12 protein-coding genes are annotated in these 16,204 nt (G+C 61.3%); 7 read left to right on the top strand and 5 right to left on the bottom strand.

The window, feature by feature from the left end; translation table 11 throughout:
- Nucleotides 1–33: 33 nt before the first annotated feature.
- The 4 genes from alr to M2397_RS18985 all read left to right on the top strand — a co-directional run bounded on the left by alr (nt 34) and on the right by M2397_RS18985 (nt 4,426).
- Nucleotides 34–1,107, top strand: coding sequence for an alanine racemase (alr, locus tag M2397_RS19000; protein WP_259244242.1), 1,074 nt, complete (start codon nt 34–36; stop codon nt 1,105–1,107).
- Between the two features lie 116 nt (nt 1,108–1,223).
- Nucleotides 1,224–1,772: a cupin domain-containing protein gene (locus M2397_RS18995; RefSeq protein ID WP_003176893.1), complete on the top strand. Its 549-nt coding sequence runs from the start codon at nt 1,224–1,226 to the stop codon at nt 1,770–1,772.
- A 181-nt stretch (nt 1,773–1,953) separates the two neighbouring features.
- Nucleotides 1,954–2,367, top strand: a complete 414-nt coding sequence (locus M2397_RS18990; protein ID WP_090401453.1) for a cytochrome c5 family protein — start codon at nt 1,954–1,956, stop codon at nt 2,365–2,367.
- Nucleotides 2,368–2,503: 136 nt separating this feature from the next.
- A complete protein-coding gene (locus M2397_RS18985) occupies nt 2,504–4,426 on the top strand; it encodes an acetyl-CoA hydrolase/transferase family protein (RefSeq protein ID WP_184745189.1) in 1,923 nt (640 codons plus the stop codon).
- A gap of 136 nt (nt 4,427–4,562) precedes the next feature.
- On the opposite strand, the gene M2397_RS18980 is transcribed toward M2397_RS18985, so the two are convergent.
- Nucleotides 4,563–5,135 carry a xanthine phosphoribosyltransferase gene (locus tag M2397_RS18980; RefSeq protein WP_145337423.1) on the bottom strand — a complete coding sequence of 191 codons (573 nt, stop codon included), beginning with the start codon at nt 5,133–5,135 and terminating at the stop codon, nt 4,563–4,565.
- Nucleotides 5,136–5,193: 58 nt separating this feature from the next.
- On the bottom strand, nt 5,194–7,203 hold the full coding sequence (gene rep, locus M2397_RS18975) for a DNA helicase Rep (protein ID WP_027608306.1): 2,010 nt from the start codon (nt 7,201–7,203) through the stop codon (nt 5,194–5,196).
- Nucleotides 7,204–7,458: 255 nt separating this feature from the next.
- Here rep and M2397_RS18970 point away from each other — a divergent pair, with 255 nt between their 5' ends.
- Entirely contained in the window at nt 7,459–9,132 is a 1,674-nt protein-coding gene (locus M2397_RS18970) for a bifunctional diguanylate cyclase/phosphodiesterase (RefSeq protein WP_131697632.1), read from the top strand.
- On the opposite strand, the gene M2397_RS18965 is transcribed toward M2397_RS18970, so the two are convergent.
- Complete coding sequence (locus tag M2397_RS18965; protein ID WP_131697631.1) at nt 9,129–10,541, bottom strand: NorM family multidrug efflux MATE transporter; 1,413 nt, start codon at nt 10,539–10,541, stop codon at nt 9,129–9,131. The genes M2397_RS18970 and M2397_RS18965 overlap by 4 nt on opposite strands.
- Nucleotides 10,542–10,693: 152 nt before the next feature.
- On the opposite strand from M2397_RS18965, the gene M2397_RS18960 reads away from it, so the two are divergent.
- Together M2397_RS18960 and M2397_RS18955 are read left to right on the top strand one after the other, a co-directional pair.
- Entirely contained in the window at nt 10,694–11,614 is a 921-nt protein-coding gene (locus tag M2397_RS18960; protein ID WP_131697630.1) for a LysR substrate-binding domain-containing protein, read from the top strand.
- Nucleotides 11,615–11,792: 178 nt separating this feature from the next.
- Entirely contained in the window at nt 11,793–13,769 is a 1,977-nt protein-coding gene (locus tag M2397_RS18955; RefSeq protein WP_259244241.1) for a methyl-accepting chemotaxis protein, read from the top strand.
- A gap of 60 nt (nt 13,770–13,829) precedes the next feature.
- Here M2397_RS18955 and M2397_RS18950 read toward each other — a convergent pair whose 3' ends face one another.
- Together M2397_RS18950 and M2397_RS18945 are read right to left on the bottom strand one after the other, a co-directional pair.
- Nucleotides 13,830–15,326 (bottom strand): YifB family Mg chelatase-like AAA ATPase, encoded by a 1,497-nt coding sequence (locus M2397_RS18950; RefSeq protein ID WP_145337425.1) that lies wholly within the window; start codon nt 15,324–15,326, stop codon nt 13,830–13,832.
- 216 nt (nt 15,327–15,542) lie between these two features.
- Nucleotides 15,543–15,803, bottom strand: coding sequence for an accessory factor UbiK family protein (locus M2397_RS18945; protein WP_027608312.1), 261 nt, complete (start codon nt 15,801–15,803; stop codon nt 15,543–15,545).
- Nucleotides 15,804–16,204 lie beyond the last annotated feature (401 nt).

Genomic DNA, 16,204 nt, shown 5'->3' with positions numbered 1-16,204 from the left:
TTTCTTCACTTTGCCGCCTAGAAGCCTGCCGCCATGCGTCCTGCCCGTGCCCTGATCGACCTCCAAGCCCTGCGCCACAACTACCAATTGGCCCGTGAAGTCACGGGCGCCAAGGCCCTCGCGGTGGTCAAGGCCGACGCCTACGGCCATGGTGCCGTGCGCGTCGCCCAGGCGCTGGAAGCCGAGGCCGATGGGTTTGCCGTGGCGTGTATCGAGGAGGCGTTGGAGCTGCGCGCCGCCGGTATTCGCGAGCCAGTGCTGCTGCTGGAAGGTTTTTTCGAAGCCGACGAGTTGCCGCTGATCGTCGAGCATGATTTCTGGTGCGTGGTGCATTCGCTGTGGCAACTGGAGGCCATCGAACAGGCCAGCCTGCTCAAGCCGCTGACCATCTGGCTCAAGCTGGATTCGGGAATGCACCGCGTTGGCCTGCACCCCAAGGATTACCACGAGGCTTACCAGCGCCTGCTGGCCAGCGGCAAAGTCGCAAAGATTGTGTTGATGAGCCATTTTGCCCGCGCCGATGAGCTCGATTGCGTCAGCAGCGACGAGCAAGTGGCGGTGTTTGATGCGGCGCGCCAAGGGCTGGTGGCTGAGGTCAGCCTGCGCAACTCGCCGTCGGTGCTGGGCTGGCCGAGCGTATCCAGCGACTGGGTGCGTCCGGGCATCATGCTTTATGGCGCCACACCGTTTGGTGAGGACCAGGCCTTGGCCGCGCGTTTGCAGCCGGTGATGACCCTGGAATCGAAAGTGATCTGCGTGCGTGAACTGCCAGCCGGCGAGCCGGTGGGTTACGGCGCCCGGTTCATCACGCCCAAACCGATGCGTATCGGTGTGGTTGCCATGGGGTATGCCGACGGCTACCCCCGCCATGCGCCCACCGGCACGCCGGTGCTGGTGGCGGGGCAGCGCAGCCAATTGCTGGGTCGCGTGTCCATGGACATGCTGTGCATCGATCTGACGGACGTCCCTGAGGCGGGTCTTGGTTCCACCGTGGAGCTGTGGGGCAAAACCATCCTCGCCAATGACGTCGCCGTCGCCGCCGAGACCATCCCGTACCAGATCTTCTGCAACCTGCGTCGTGTGCCAAGGCTCTATTCCGGCGCTTGACCGTCAGGTACGAACACCGCTCCCTGGGATTTAGGCCCAAGTGTTGTAAATACTGAACGCTGTCGCCATGATAACGCTCAATTACAACAAAGCCAGAATCCTAGGAGGCTCCCGCATTGGACGTCGGCGAACGACTGCAATCCATCCGTAAGCTGAAGGGTCTTTCCCAGCGTGAGCTCGCCAAGCGCGCGGGCGTCACCAACAGCACCATTTCGATGATCGAAAAAAACAGTGTCAGCCCCTCGATCAGTTCCTTGCGCAAGGTGCTGGGCGGCATCCCCATGTCCATGGTCGAGTTCTTTTCCGAGGAGATCCTCCAGGAAATACCGACGCAGATCGTCTATAAAGCCAATGAGCTGATCGACATCTCTGATGGCGCCGTCACCATGAAACTGGTGGGTCGTGCTCACCCGAGCCGGGCGATCGCGTTTCTCAACGAAATCTACCCGCCGGGCGCCGATACGGGCGAAGAAATGCTCACCCACGAGGGCGAAGAAACCGGGATTCTGGTGGAAGGCCGTTTGGAGTTGGTGGTCGGTCTTGAAACTTTTGTGCTCGAAGCCGGCGATAGCTACTACTTTGAAAGCACCAAGCCCCATCGTTTCCGTAATCCGTTCGATGTGCCGGCGCGACTAATCAGCGCAGCCACACCCGCGAACTTTTAACAAAAGAGGCGTCCTGCCAGCGTTGCAGAGACACCCGAGCAGCATTCCGCGAGACTGAATCTCCCTTTGTTTAATAGGGTTGTTTCGGCCGGACGGGCTAACCGTTATACTTTCGCCGCCTGCGAAACCGTGGCCGCAGGCGTGAATAGCCACCATTGAGGGTGAACGCGTGAATCTAATTATGAAAATGCTGGCTGCACCAGCAACCGTACTGGCCCTATGGGCTGTCAGCGCTCAAGCTGCGACTAATGACGACATTGCCAAGCGCCTGGAGCCTGTGGGCCAGGTGTGCGTCCAGGGGCAGGAATGCAAGGGGATGGAAGTCGCTGTGGCAGCGGGCGGCGGCGGCGGAGCGAAAACGCCAGATGAAGTGATCGCCAAACACTGCAACGCGTGCCACGGCACCGGCCTGTTGAACGCGCCGAAAATTGGCGACACCGCGGCCTGGAAAGAGCGCGCCGACCACCAGGGCGGCCTCGATGGCATCCTGGCCAAGGCAATCACCGGTATCAACGCCATGCCGCCAAAAGGCACCTGTGCTGATTGCTCGGATGATGAGCTTAAAGGTGCAATCAAGAAGATGTCCGGCCTGTAACCGCCGATCTTCGCCAAAAACGCCGCTTACGAGCGGCTTTTTTGTGCCCGTAATTTGTGTTTCGAGGCTGTTCTTTGCAGCAAAGACCCGCCACTCTCTGTCCAACCCCTAATCATGGAATGTTCAGGAGGGTCGGATGGTGCAGTTGTGTTCAATCGAGCAAGCAGTTGACGACGTACTCGCGCGGCTACCGGCGCATATCCACATGGGCATGCCCCTGGGGCTGGGCAAGCCCAACCTGTTCGCCAATGCGTTGTACCGGCGTATCGCCAAGCTGCCGGAGCGGGCGCTGACGATTTACACCGCGTTGAGCCTGGGCCGCCCGACCTTGGGCGATGGCTTGCAGAAGCGCTTTCTCGAACCCTTTATCGAGCGGGTGTTTGGTGATTACCCAGAGTTGGAGTTTCTGGCCGCGCTGCACTCAGACAGCCTCCCGAAGAATATCCATGTGCAGCAGTTCTTCATGCAGCCCGGCAGTTTGCTGCACAGCACGTCGGCCCAGCAGGATTACGTCAGCAGCAACTACAGCCACGCCGCCCGCGACATCAACGCCGCTGGCCTGAACCTGGTGGCACAACTGGTTGCGAGCAGCGCGGAACACCCGGACCGTCTGAGCCTGAGCTGCAACCCCGACATCACCCTCGACCTGCTGCCCATGATCGCCAAGCGCCGTGAAGCGGGCGAAACCGTTTTGATCGTTGGCCAGGTCCACACCGAGTTGCCGTACATGCCGGGCGACTCCGAGTTGGGCATGGACGCGTTCGACTACCTGATCGATGCAAAGGACAGCAGCACGTTGTTCTCCACGCCGAACATGCCGGTGGGGTTCCAGGACCATTTCATCGGCTTGCACGCCAGCACCCTGGTGCGCGATGGAGGCACCTTGCAGATCGGTATTGGCTCCATGGGCGACGCACTGACCGCCGCTTTGCTGGCGCGCCAGGCCGATAACGAAGCTTATCGCCTGCTACTGACTGACCTGGATGTGTACCAATGGGCCCCGCTGATCAGTCGTGAAGGTGGTGTCGATCCCTTCGCTCGTGGGCTCTACGGTTGCAGCGAAATGTTCGTCAACGGCCTGCTGGTGCTGGCGGATGCGGGGATTATCCGGCGCAAGGTCTACCCGGATGTGGCCACTCAGGAACAAGCCAACGCCGGTTTGCTGGACGATGCGGCGCAGCCCGACGGCGTTTCGATCCACGGCGGTTTCTTCCTGGGGCCGCGCAGTTTTTACCAGCGCTTGCAGGAGATGACCCACGCCAAGCGCCTGGAATTCAACATGACCCGCATCAGCTACATCAACGAGCTGTACGGCCAGGAAGCGCTCAAGCGACTGCAGCGCCAGGATGCACGGTTTATCAACAGCGCGATCACGGTGACGTTGCTGGGCGCAGGCGTGGCCGACCAGTTGGAGGACGGTCGCGTGCTCAGCGGCGTGGGTGGGCAATACAACTTTGTGGCTCAGGGGCATGCGCTGGAGGGCGCGCGCTCAATCCTGATCCTGCGCAGTTGGCGTGAGTCGGCGGGGGAGGTCAGTTCCAACATCGTCTGGGAGTATGGGCATTGCACCATTCCCCGCCACCTGCGGGACATCGTCATCACCGAGTACGGCATTGCCGACCTGCGTGGGCAGACGGATGTCAAGGTGATCGAGGCGTTGCTCAACATCACCGATTCACGCTTCCAGGCCGACTTGATCGAACAAGCGCAAAAGGCTGGCAAGTTGCCCAAGGATTTCCAGCTCGATCCTCGCTTCAGCGACAACACCCCGGAGCGGCTCCAGGGTATCCAGGCGCGGCATCGGCGGCTGTTCCCGGAGTATCCGCTGGGCAGCGATTTCACGGACGAAGAGCGGGATCTGTTGCGCGCCTTGAACTGGCTCAAGAGCAAATTCAAGCTGACGGAGATTCTGGAGTTGGGCAAGGCGGCACTGGATGCACCGGAGCCGGAGGCGTTTCCAGCGCATTTGAGGCGGATGCGGTTGGATAAACCGGAGGGGCTGAAAGAGGATCTCTATCAGCGCCTATTGCTCGCTGGCTTACAAGCAACCGCACACTAAAAACCAACACAAAGCCAAATGTGGGAGGGGGCTTGCCCCCGATAGCGGCGTATCAGTCCCAAATGTGTTGGCCGAACCACTGTTATCGGGGGCAAGCCCCCTCCCACATTTTGATCCGTGTTCACCTCGTAGCAAATTACTCGATGAAGGTGACGACGCCACCGGCCAGCGACTTCACCCGCGCCAGCGACTCAACCCGATAACCCTGCGCATCCAACTCCGCACGGCCACCCTGGAACGACTTCTCGATCACAATCCCCAAACCGGCAACGGTCGCACCGGCCTGCTTGATGATCGAAATCAGCGCCTGGGATGCCTTGCCGTTGGCCAGGAAGTCATCGATCACCAGTACGCGGTCGCTGCTGGTCAGGTGACGCGGCGAGATCGCCACGGTGCTTTCGACTTTCTTGGTGAAGGAATACACCGTCGCCGACAGCAGGTTTTCGGTCAGGGTCAGGGACTGCTGCTTGCGTGCGAAAATCACCGGTACGCCAAGGTTAAGACCGGTCATGATTGCCGGCGCGATGCCCGACGCTTCGATGGTGACGATCTTGGTGATGCCCGCGTCCTTGAACCGCGCGGCGAATTCGTCGCCGATCAGTTTCATCAGCGCCGGGTCGATCTGGTGATTCAGAAAGGCGTCGACCTTGAGTACCTGATCGGAAAGCACGATGCCTTCTTCGCGAATTTTCTTGTGCAGTGCTTCCACGGAAAGCTTCCTCTAATGGCGGGTTGTGCGCCGAAAGTAGATTAAAAAGTAGTCGATTCTAGCGCTTTAACATCGCGCGTATATCCGCCAGGGCGGTGTTGCCGCGAACGGCCTTCACCTCGGTCGGGGTGTCGTCATTGCCTTCCCAGGCCAGGTCATCCGGCGGCAGCTCGTCCAGGAAACGGCTGGGGGCACAATCGATGATTTCGCCGTATTGCTTGCGCTTGGCGGCAAAGGTGAAGGCCAGTGTCTGACGTGCGCGGGTAATGCCCACGTAGGCCAGACGCCGTTCTTCCTCGATGGTGTCGGCTTCGATGCTGGAGCGGTGCGGGAGGATTTCCTCTTCCATGCCCATGATGAACACATAGGGAAATTCCAGGCCCTTGGACGCATGCAAGGTCATCATCTGTACACCTTCGGCGCCGTCTTCCTCTTCCTGCTGGCGCTCGAGCATGTCGCGCAGCACCAGCTTGCCGATGGCGTCTTCGACGGTCATTTCGCCGTCTTCGTCTTTTTCCAGGGTGTTCTTCAACGCTTCGATCAGGAACCAGACGTTGCCCATGCGGTAATCCGCGGCCTTGTCGCTGGAACTGTTGGTGCGCAGCCAGTTTTCATAGTCGATGTCCATGACCATGCTGCGCAGGGCGCTGATCGGGTCTTCGCCGGCGCACTGCTCGCGCACCTTGTCCATGAAGCGCTTGAAGCGCGACAGGCGATCGGTGAAGCGCGTGTCCAGGTGTTCGCCCAGGCCGATTTCGTCGGTGGCGGCGTACATCGAGATCTTGCGTTCGGTGGCGTAGTTGCCGAGCTTTTCCAGGGTGGTAGAACCAATCTCGCGGCGCGGCACGTTGATCACGCGCAGGAAGGCGTTGTCGTCGTCCGGGTTCACGATCAGGCGGAAGTAGGCCATCAGGTCTTTCACTTCCTGGCGTCCGAAAAAGCTGTTGCCGCCTGACAGGCGATACGGCACCTGGTGGTGCTGCAACTTCAGTTCGATCAGCTTGGCCTGGTAGTTGCCGCGATAGAGGATCGCGAAATCGCTGTAGGGCCGGTCGGTGCGCAGGTGCAGGCTGAGGATTTCCACGGCCACGCGCTCGGCTTCGGCGTCTTCGTTGCGGCAGCGGATCACGCGGATCTCATCGCCGTGGCCCATCTCGCTCCACAGTTGTTTTTCAAACTCGTGGGGGTTGTTCGAGATCAGCACGTTGGCGCAACGCAGGATGCGGCTGGTGGAGCGGTAGTTCTGCTCCAGCATCACCACTTTCAGGGACGGGTAGTCGTCCTTGAGCAGCATCAGGTTTTCCGGGCGGGCGCCGCGCCAGGCGTAGATCGACTGGTCGTCGTCGCCCACCACGGTGAACTGGTTGCGCGTGCCGATCAGCAACTTCACCAGCAAATATTGGCTGGCGTTGGTGTCCTGGTATTCGTCCACCAGCAGGTAGCGCACCTTGTTCTGCCACTTTTCGAGGATGTCGGCGTGTTCCTGGAACAGCTTCACCGGCAGCAGGATCAGGTCGTCGAAGTCCACCGCGTTGAACGCCTTGAGTGTGCGCTGGTAGTGGGTGTAGACGATGGCGGCGGTCTGTTCCTTGGGGTTGCGTGCATTTTCCAGGGCTTCGGGCGGCAGGATCAGGTCGTTTTTCCAGGCGCCGATCATGTTCTTGATCTCGTCGACGCCGTCGTCGCCCGCGTATTCCTTCTGCATGATGTCGGTCATCAGGGCCTTGACGTCGGTCTCGTCGAAGATCGAGAAACCCGGCTTGTAGCCCAGCCGCACATGCTCCTTGCGGATGATGTTCAGGCCCAGGTTGTGGAAGGTACACACCGTGAGGCCACGGCCTTCGCCCCCCTTGAGCAGGGTGCCGACGCGCTCTTTCATTTCCCGCGCCGCCTTGTTGGTAAAGGTCATGGCGACGATGTACTGGGCGCGGATGCCACAGTTCTGGATCAGGTGCGCGATCTTGCGGGTGATCACGCTGGTCTTGCCGGAGCCTGCACCGGCGAGCACCAATAGAGGGCCGCCGACGTAGTTCACGGCTTCTTGCTGCCGGGGATTGAGTCGGGACATACGGAATTCAGGGAGTCGTTGTTCAAAAGGGCGGGCATTTTAACAGGCTGGCAAGATTCTGCTGCCCTGGATCGACGGTGTGACGTACCACTCGATCTAAATTTGCCGCTTTTGATACTTTGCCGCAGGATGTCTGGGTTTTTAAGACAATTGCTTACAGCCTGCGTATTTGATAGCCCCTATCATTGGTGATTATCAGGCCGCACGTCATAATGCCCGCCGCCAACGAATTTTTGCAGAGTCTAGGGAGCTAGCTTGTCTACGCCTGTCGAACCCTTGCGTTTGCTGCTACTGGCCGATACGCCTGAGTGGGCAGCGTTGTTGCGCGAGTGCCTGGCGCCGATGGGCGATGGGGCTGTGCTGATCAGCGCGCCAAACTGGGACTCGGTGAGTCGTCTGTTCGACGACGACGACAGCGCCGTGCTGTTGACCACGCCCAGCCTGCAACCCGGCCCTGGCCGTTGCAGCTTGCCGTGCGTGTTGTTGCTGGAGCAGGAACCGCTGGTTTCGCCGCTGGGCGTCAGTGATTGGCTGATCCGCAATGCGTTGGACGCTGACACCCTGCGTCGTTGCCTGCGCCATGTGCGTGAGCGTGGTGTGCTGGAAAACACTCTGCAGCGCCTGGCCGAACAGGACCCGCTCACCGGCATCGCCAACCGCCAGGGCTTCCAGACCCTGCTGGCCGCACGGTTGGCCGAGAACGAAGGTCGCGGCCTGGCCCTCGGTCACCTGGACCTCGATAATTTCCGCCATGCCAACGATGCCCTCGGCCACCAGGCCGGCGACCGCCTGATCCTGCAAGTGGTCTCGCGGCTTAAGAGCCAGCTCGAAGCCGGCGATCAACTGGCGCGCCTGGGCAGCGACGAATTCGCCCTGCTGATCGATACGCGTCGCGCGCCCCAGCGTGCGGAGTGGATGGCCGAGCGCATCACCGAAGCCATGGCCGAGCCTTATTGGGTGGATGGCGAAAGCCTGCTGATCGGCTGCAGCCTGGGCGTGGCCCATGCCCGGGCGCGTGCCGGCGCCGACCCGCTGATGTGGCACGCCCATATCGCCATGCAGCAAGCCAAGAGCACCCAGGGCTGTACCTTTCATATCTTCAACGAACGCATCAACCGCAACGCGCGCAGCCTGGCCGACCTGGAAAGCGAGCTGCGCCGTGCCTTGCGCCGCGATGAGCTGGAGCTGCATTACCAGCCGCGCCTCGACCTGGACGACGGGCATATCGTTGGCCTGGAAGCCCTGGTGCGTTGGCGCCACGGCGAGCGTGGCCTGTTGCCGCCGAGTGAATTCGTGCCACTGGCCGAACAGAGTGGGCTGATTGTACCGTTGGGTTACTGGGTGATTTCCCGGGCCTTGCGTGACATGCAAGACCTGCGCGAACGCGGCCTGCCGCCGCTGCATATGGCGGTAAACCTGTCGTTTCGCCAGTTCCAGGACAGCCAGCTGCTTTCTACGCTGAGCCGGCTGATCAGCGAGCGCGGCGTGGAAGCGCAATGGTTGGAATTCGAACTGACCGAAACCGCCGTGATGCGCCGCAGTGACCTGGTCAAGCAGACCATGGACGCCCTTGGCCGTTTGGGCGTGCGGTTTTCCCTGGATGACTTCGGCACCGGTTTCTCATCGTTCGTGCACCTCAACAGCCTGCCGATTGCGTTGTTGAAAATCGACAAGAGCTTCGTCGGCGGCATGGAAGAGCGTGAGGAAAACCGTAAGCTGGTGCACGCCATGATCAACCTGGCGCACAACCTCAATCTGGAAGTGGTGGCCGAAGGTGTGGAAACCCCCGAGCAACTGGCGCTGTTGCGGCTGTTCGGCTGCGACCAGGCCCAGGGTTACCTGATCAGCAAGCCGCTGCCGTTGCCGGAGTTGGTGGAATACCTGACCTTCGGCAATGGCCAGCGCACCTGCGTGAGCGAGGGGCTCTAGTCGACCTGTGCAGCCTGAAAGCCGGTGTCGGCTTCGGGCTCCTGGCCTTCCCGGCGAATCATCCGCTTCATCTTCGCTTCAAACGCCCAGGTCAGGCTAATCGCGGCGCAGGCCAGGCCCAGCGCCAGGCCCCACCACACGCCGGTGGGACCCCAGCCCAACGTGAAGGCCATCAACCAGGCTGAAGGCGCGCCAATCAACCAGTAGCAGCCTGCACCGATCAGGAAGGTGGTCTTGGCGTCTTTGAGCCCGCGAATGCAACCCATCGCAATGGTTTGCACGCCGTCGAACAGCTCGAACCAGGCGGCGACGGCGAGCAGGCTGACGGCCAGGACGATCACATCGTGGAACGCCGGGTTGTCGTGGTCGATTAGCAGTCCAATCAGCGGGTCTGAAAACAGCCACAGCACGGCGGCAAATCCCAGCATTATTGCCGCGCCAAAGCCTATGCCGACGCGCCCGGCCATGCGCGCATGCAGCAATTGCCCGGCGCCGTAGTGCTGGCCGATGCGCATGGTCACCGCGTAGGACATCCCCGCGGGCACCATAAAGGCCACCGACACGATTTGCAGGGCGATCTGGTGCGCTGCCAACTGCGTGCTGCCCATGGTGCCCATGCACAGTGCAGCAAAGGCAAACAGCCCGACCTCCACCGCATAGGTACCGCCAATCGGCAGGCCCAGGCGCCACAGCTCGCGCAAGTACTGGGTGTTGAGGCGCAGCAGCCCGGTGCCCAGCGGGTAGGCTGCATAAGCCCGGTTGCTGCGGATGTACCACATCAACGCCAGCGCCATGCTGTTGGCGACAATGGCCGTGACTAAACCAATGCCCATCAAGCCGAGCTTGGGCAGGCCGAACATGCCTTCGATCAGCGCGTGGTTGAGCAGGTAGTTGACCACCGTGCCGCCGAGGCTGATCACCATCACCGGAGTGGCCTTGCCGATGGCGCTGGTGAAACCGCGCAGGGCCATGAAGCTCAGGTAGCCAGGCAGGGCGAACGGCAGCATGGTCAGAAATTGCCCTGCCGAGTGCACGTTGGTTTCGGTCTGGCCGAACATCAGCAGCACCGGCTTGAGGTTCCACAGCAGCAGGGCCGCCGCCAAGGCCATCAGCCAGGCCAGCCACAGCCCGGCCTGGGTCAGGCGGGTGGCGCCTTCGATATCACCCGCGCCGTGGCGGATCGCAACCAAGGTGCCCACGGCGGCAATCACGCCGATGCAGAAAATCGCGACGAAAGAATAACTCGCCGCGCCCAGGCCGCCACCGGCCAGGGCTTCGGGGCTCAGGCGCGCCATCATCAGGGTGTCGGTCAACACCATCAGCATGTGTGCCAACTGTGAGGCAATCAACGGCCCTGACAGCCGCAGAATGGCCCAGAGTTCGGTACGTGCCGGATGCTGCATGATCATCACGCTCAAAAAGTCAGAGGGTTGGGGAGGGGTTGATTCTCGGCGCTTCCAGCCCATTGCACAAAGGGATAAATGCGATGGTTTGCATGATTAAAACTCATGTCTGATTGATTCTGGTAGGGTTTCAGCACTGTGCTGTCGGAGCTTTCCCAATGTCTCGTCGTCTTCCTCCTCTTTATGCGTTGCGTGCCTTTGAAGCGGCCTCCCGGCACAGCTCCTTCACCCGCGCTGCGGAGGAGCTGTCGATTACCCAAAGTGCGGTGAGCCGACATATCCGCACGCTCGAAGAGCATTTCGCCTGCCGCCTGTTCCAGCGCAACGGCCGCGCCTTGCAGCTCACTGAGGCGGCGCGCCTGTTGTTGCCCGGCGTGCGCGAAGGGTTTGCGGCGCTGGAGCGGGCCTGCCATACCTTGAATGCCGAAGATGACATCCTGCGCATGAAGGCCCCCTCCACATTGACCATGCGCTGGCTGCTCGCGCGGCTCAGCCGCTTCCGGGCGCTGCAGCCGGGCAATGAGGTGCAACTGACCAGCGCCTGGATGAGCGTGGACGAGGTGGACTTCAATCAGGAGCCTTTCGACTGTGCGGTGCTGCTGAGCGATGGGCATTTTCCAGCGGATTGGGAGGCCCGTTACCTGTTCCCGGAGCTGTTGATTCCTGTCGGTGCGCCGAACCTGCTGGAGGATGGACCTTGGGATGCCGCGCGCCTGGCCACCGCCGAATTGCTGCACCCCACGCCCGACCGGCGAGACTGGCGCAACTGGCTGGAGCGCATGCAGCTGTCGTCCCAAGTGTCACTCAAGGGCGGGCAGGTGTTCGACACCCTGGAGCTGGGCATGATCGCTGCTGCGCGGGGCTACGGCGTGTCCATGGGCGATTTGCTGATGGTGGCTGAAGACGTCGCCCAGGGACGATTGAGCCTGCCGTGGCCGACGGCGGTGGCCAGTGGGGAAAATTACTACCTTGTGTGGCCAAAAACCCGCCCTGGCGGCGAGCGCTTGCGACGGTTGGCGGATTTTCTGCAAGGCGAGGTGCAGGCGATGGTGTTGCCTGCGGTAGAGCGCCTCGACTGAAGGGGTGGAAGCGTTGGTTCGCAACCGTTTGCGTCATACCCCTGTGAATCGCTCAAGTATTGCTGCGGCCAGCCGAAGTAGGTGTGTTGGAACTATCGTGCACCAACGTTTCCCATCAGATAATTTGCCGAGCAGCGCTATGAGATCAGGATGATCCTGGCCTCGGCCAGGAGCTGTCATGTCTCAACCTCGCGCCCGGATTGCCTCCCAGTTAGGCCTCGCGTTAGCCGTGATTCTGGCTGTCGTTATCAGCGGCAGTACGGTGTTTGCCTTGCGTTCCCTCGACTCCGCTAACCTCGACACCCGCGAGGAACACCTGGCCAGTGAGGCGCGTCTGCTCGCCGACCAGCTCAATACCTTCCACGGCACCTTGCGCGAGAGCACTCAGCGTTTGAGCGGGCTGTTTGAAAAGCGCTTCGGCGCCGGGTTGAGCGTGCATGCGGACCAACCCGTGACCGTAGCCGGTGTTCAGACGCCCAGCCTGTACCTGGGCAGCGAGGTGCTGAATAACAACTTTGATGAAGTGGATGAGTTCAAGCAAATGTCCGGCGGCGTGGCCACCGTATTTGTGCGCAGTGGCGACGACTTCATCCGGATCAGCACGTCCCTGACCAAGCAGGATGGCAACCGCGCCATCGGCACCGTCCTCGACCGTCAGGGCCCGGCCTATCAGCGCGTTGTGGGTGGGCAGACCTACATCGGCAGGGCGGTGTTGTTCGATCGCTCCTACATGACCCAGTACAGCCCGGTGCGTGACAGCGGCGGTAAGGTCATCGCCGTGCTGTTCATCGGTTTTGACTACACCGATGCGCAGAACGCCCAATTCGAAAACCTCAAGCGTTTCCGAATTGGCCAGACCGGTTCCCTTGCGCTGCTGGATGAGCAAAAGCACTGGCTGGTGCCACCCGCCGGTGTGCAGGCGCTGGATCAATCGGTGGCGGTGATGCTGGACCTGGCCAAGACCCCAGGCAAAGGCCGCTTCTGGAGCGACAAGAACGAAGATTTCTATAGCGTTTCGGTACCGTTCGAAGGTGGTCCGTGGGCTGTAGTCGCGAGCATGCCGAAAGCTGAAATCCGCGCTGTGACCTGGGCCGTGGGTATTCGCCTGGTGATCGGCAGCGTGCTGGCGATGTTGCTGGCGGTGGGCGCCACGGTCTGGCTGCTGCGCAGCAAGTTGCAGCCCCTGAGTGACCTGGTGCGTCAGGCCGAGTCCCTGGGGGCGGGCGATCTGAGCGCGCGCTTGAACGTGTCCAGCCATGACGAAATCGGCCAACTGGCGCGCAGCTTCAACCAGATGGGCGAAGCGCTGTCGACCATGGTCTCGCATATCCGTAACGCAGCCGAAGAGGTCAACAGCCGCGCCCAGGCCTTATCCGGTTTGTCCGGCGGTGCCTATGAGGGCATGGAGCAGCAATCCGGCGAAATCACCAGCATGGCCGGCGCGGTAGAGGAGTTCAGCGCCACGTCGTTGAATATCGCCGACAACATGGGCAATACCGAACGCCTGGCCCAGGAAAACGCCCAGCAGACCCGCATTGGCCGCACCTCGATGCGGGAAGCGTCGTCGTCGCTGGAACACATCGCCACCGCCCTGAACAGCACGGCCACGGTGATCAACACCCTCGGCCAGCGCTCCCAGGAAATCGGCGGGATCGTCGGCGTGATCACCTCGATTGCCGAACAGACCAACTTGCTGGCGCTCAACGCCGCCATTGAAGCCGCCCGCGCAGGGGAGCAAGGCCGTGGGTTTGCTGTGGTGGCCGACGAAGTACGTAACCTGGCGTCGCGTACCCGTGAAGCCACCGATGAAATTTCCGGCATGATCCAGAGCATTCAGAAGGAAACCGGCAACGCTATCAGCACCATGGAGCAAGGCAACGCGCTGATGCAGGAAGGCCTGTCGCGCAACGCCGACGTGGCCTCGGCCCTGGCACGTATCGACGAGCAAAGTCGCTCGGCCGGCCAGCAATTCGCCGCGATTACCACCGCCACCCAAGAGCAGAGCAGCACCGCGACCTTGCTCAGCAGCAACCTGCAGAGCATCGCGCTTGCCAACAGCGAGCAGCGGGAAGTGGTGTCCAACCTGGCGATTACCGCCAAGGAACTGGAGACATTGGCGGCGAGCCTGCGCCATGAGGTGGATCGGTTTCGCTGAGCCACCGCTGTACAAAATGTGGGAGGCTTACCCCCTCCCACATTTGGCTCTGCGCCAAGCTTAAGTGATCGCCGCCGGGCGGTATTGCAGGGCCTCTTTCAGGTGGTCGCGGGTAATGGTATCTACCTGATCCAGATCCGCCAGGGTGCGTGCCACCTTGAGCAGTCGATGGGCCGCGCGCAGCGATAGGGTCAGTCGTTCACAGGCCGTTTCCAGCCAGCTTTCATCCACCTTCGCGAGCTTGCAGTGCTCGCGCAGCCCCGGCAGATCAAGAAAGGCATTCGCACAGCCCTGGCGCTTTTGCTGATGCTCGCGAGCCTGGGCGACCCGCGCTGAGGCATGGGCGGTATCCTCGCCCATCTGTTGGATCGGGTTCAGCGCTGTCGTTTCCCTCGCCACGGTCAGGTGCAAGTCAATCCGGTCCAGCAGCGGTCCTGAGAGCTTGTTGCGATACCGCTGAATCTGCTCCGGCGTACAGCGACAGCGCCCGCTGGGTTCGCCCATATAGCCGCAAGGGCAGGGGTTCATCGCCGCGACCAGTTGGAAGCGCGCCGGGAAACTCACTCGGTCGCGAGCGCGGGAAATCACGATATGCCCCGACTCCAGCGGTTCACGCAGCACTTCCAACACCTTTCGATCAAATTCCGGCAGCTCATCGAGAAACAGCACCCCATGATGAGCCAGGGTAATTTCTCCTGGCTGTGGTTTTGAGCCGCCGCCCACCAGTGCCGGGCCTGATGCCGAATGGTGCGGTTGGCGAAACGGCCGGTGAGGCCAGTGGCTCAGCGGTGCCAGGCTTACAACCGATTGAATCGCGGCAACCTCCAGCGCCTCCTGTTCGCTCAACGGCGGTAATAAACCTGGCAGGCGGCTGGCGAGCAAGGTCTTGCCGGTGCCGGGCGGCCCACTGAACAAAAGGTTATGCGCGCCCGCTGCCGCAATCAGCAACGCTCGTTTGGCCGCGAGCTGGCCCTGGACTTCACTCAGGTCCGGATAGGGCTTGTTCAAGTACATCAAACCATCGGACTTGTATGGCTCGATCGGCACATGCCCATTCAGGTGCGCCACCACTTGCAGCAGGTGGTCCACCGCAATCACCTTCAACCCCGACGCCAGGCACGCCTCCTCGGCATTCGCCCGCGGCACTATCACGGTGCGCCCGGCCTTGCGTGCCGCCAACGCCGCCGGCAACACCCCTTTCACGGCGCGCACCTCGCCGGACAGCGCCAGTTCCCCCAGGCATTCCACGTCATCGAGCATCAGCGCCGGCACCTGCACGCTGGCCGCCAGGATTCCCAGGGCAATCGCCAGGTCAAAACGGCCGCCGTCCTTGGGCAGGTCGGCGGGCGCTAGATTGAGGGTGATCCGGCGGGCAGGGTATTGCAACGCGGAGTTGAGAATGGCGCTGCGTACGCGGTCCTTGCTTTCCTTGACCGCGGTTTCCGGCAGCCCCACCAGCGTCAGGGACGGCAGACCATTGGCCATATGCACCTCGACGGTGACGGCAGGGGCTTCGACGCCGATCTGGGCGCGGCTGTGGACGATGGCGAGGGACATGCTCGTTCCTTGAAAAGGGGAGGCCGCTTCCTGCGGTTTTTCAAGGGTAGACGAGGTGGGGAAGAGCGAGGCGGGGAGGTTTTACAGAACGTATCCAGAACAAAAGGTTGAGCAAATGTGGGAGGGGGCTTGCTCCCGATAGCAATGTTTCAGTCAGCATTGATACCGGCTGATACACCGCCATCGGGAGCAAGCCCCCTCCCACACTGATCGCATTTATTCAGCAGGAGGGGTCAACCGCGCTTCCAGCTCTGCAACTTTCGCCTCCAGGCTCTCCAACCGCGCACGGGTGCGGGCAAGAACCACCATCTGGCTATCAAACTCTTCCCGGCTCACCAGGTCGAGCTTGCTGAAACCGCTTTGCAGCAAGGCCTTGAACTGGCTTTCGATTTCATTGCGGGGCAGCGGGGTGTCGCCGCTGAACAGACGAGAGGCGTGGCCGCTCAGGGCGTCGAGGAGGTCTTTGGGCGCGAGCATGGGGAATATTCCGGAAAACTGTTGGCGGGCAGTGTATCACGCAGCGTCTATAGTCTTTTTTACGGTCTGAGTCGCACGCTTTTCGCGCATCAGGCTGGGCGGCTATGCGCTGTTTTAGTGCGCATTGTCGTCGCCAGATAGCCCCGCTGGTGGGCTTGAGTGGGCAAAGGACTGATTTCAGTGATTTTTACGGAGCTGGCAAGGTTTCTGCTTAGACGATCATGACCCATGCACTGATGCAGTCGCTGTGACGAATGCAGTGCGCCGACGGATCAGGGGTACAGGTTTCGTCACCAGTGGTTCGCTGGCGTCGTAATGGCAACTGCCCTGCGACGATGCGTTACAAAGCCAGGCACTGCGCTTAGACTTGAGACGGGTTTGTTTTCCTGGGGCAAGTCCAC

The organism is Pseudomonas sp. BIGb0381 (assembly GCF_024809815.1).
In the GTDB taxonomy this organism is placed as follows: domain Bacteria; phylum Pseudomonadota; class Gammaproteobacteria; order Pseudomonadales; family Pseudomonadaceae; genus Aquipseudomonas.
The sequence above is the reverse complement of the archived record's forward strand: the minus strand, read 5'-3'. Positions and strand labels throughout refer to the sequence as shown.